Genomic DNA, 1,543 nt, shown 5'->3' on the forward strand with positions numbered 1-1,543 from the left:
AAGATGTTCGAGAATTGAATGATTATTTACGCCGCTTGGCGGGTTATAACCACATTTTAGGGCATGAACTTTTGCGGTGTCGTTGGCAAATAAAGGCGGGGTACAAGCCGTTGTCAGGGGATGTTGTACCGTTTCGTCGTTTTCAAAAAACATAAGGAGGATTTTTGTGATGAATCAACGAATTGAGCTTGAAGGCACGCATTATATGAAGGATGCGAAAGGGGCTTTGGTGCCGGTAAGTCTGATCCGCCCAACGGATTTATTAGAAGATGAAACGGTGCGCAAAATTATGGGTTTTGCGAAAGAATTATCGGCAAGGATTGCGCGTTTTAACAATCATACGATTGCGGATTTGAGTGCCTTTGATAGTTTGCTTGCGCAAGAATATGGTGTGGAGCGGCGTGGCAAAAAGGGCAATTGTACTTACCAGAGTTTTGATGGTTTGCAACGCATTCGGGTGCAAGTGCAAGAGAGCTTTGATTTTGGTCCGCAATTGCAAATAGCCAAAAGCCTTCTTGATGAATGTTTAAATGAGTGGTCTGCGGATGCGCGTCCTGAAATTCGCGCGATTATTACGCGTGCTTTTAATACGGATAAAGAAGGCAAGGTGAATCGGGGCGAAATCTTTATGCTGTTGCGTTTGGATATTGATGATCCACGCTGGAATGAGGCCATGCGTGCAATTCGTGAAGCCATTCGTGTGACGACCTCTAAGGAATATGTGCGTTTTTATGAACGGGAGAGTTTGGAGCATCCTTGGCGCGCTGTGACCATTGATCTGGCGAAGACGTAAGGGGATTTGTGATGAATAAACCAATTGAGCTTAAAGAAACGTATTATAGAAAGGATGCGAAAGGAGCTTTGGTGGCGGTAGATATGATCTGCCCTGCGGATTTATTAGAAGATGAAATGGTGCACAAAATTATGAGTTTTGCGAAAGATTTATCGGCACAAATTTCTCATTTTAAGAATGATCCGTTTACAGATTTGAGTGACGTTGATCATCTGGATGATGAAACGGTTAGAAAAATTCTAACACTGGGTACAGAATTATCGTCTAAAATTGCGCATTTTAACTGCCATACGATTGGAGATTTGAGCGACTTTGATGCTATGCTTGCACAAAAGCACAGTGCTTGGTGGCGTGGTAAAAAGGGCAATTGTACTTACACAAGTTTTGATGGTTTGCAACGCATTAAGGTGCAAGTGCAAGAGAGCTTTGATTTTGGTCCACAATTGCAAATTGCTAAAAGCCTTCTTGATGAATGTTTAAATGAGTGGTCTGCGGATGCGCGCCCTGAAATCCGTGCGATTATTACGCGTGCTTTTAATACGGATAAAGAAGGCAAGGTGAATCGGGGTGAAATCTTTATGCTGTTGCGTTTGGATATTGATGATCCACGCTGGAATGAGGCTATGCGTGCAATTCGTGAAGCCATTCGTGTGACGACATCTAAAGAATATGTGCGCTTTTATGAGCGCGATACATTGGAGCATCCTTGGCGTCCTGTGATCATTGATGTGGCGAAGACGTGAGGGGTAA

2 protein-coding genes are annotated in these 1,543 nt (G+C 43.5%); both read left to right on the plus strand.

The window, feature by feature from the left end; genetic code table 11:
• Window positions 1-169 precede the first annotated feature (169 nt).
• The gene (locus J7R10_RS08055) at window positions 170-793 is read left to right on the plus strand and encodes a DUF3164 family protein (protein WP_010704500.1); all 624 of its coding nucleotides are present in this window, start codon (window positions 170-172) and stop codon (window positions 791-793) included.
• A gap of 11 nt (window positions 794-804) precedes the next feature.
• Window positions 805-1,536 carry a DUF3164 family protein gene (locus J7R10_RS08060; RefSeq protein WP_010704501.1) on the plus strand — a complete coding sequence of 244 codons (732 nt, stop codon included), beginning with the start codon at window positions 805-807 and terminating at the stop codon, window positions 1,534-1,536.
• Window positions 1,537-1,543: the final 7 nt, after the last annotated feature.

Source organism: Bartonella vinsonii subsp. berkhoffii ATCC 51672 (genome assembly GCF_902825225.1).
Lineage (GTDB): Bacteria > Pseudomonadota > Alphaproteobacteria > Rhizobiales > Rhizobiaceae > Bartonella > Bartonella berkhoffii.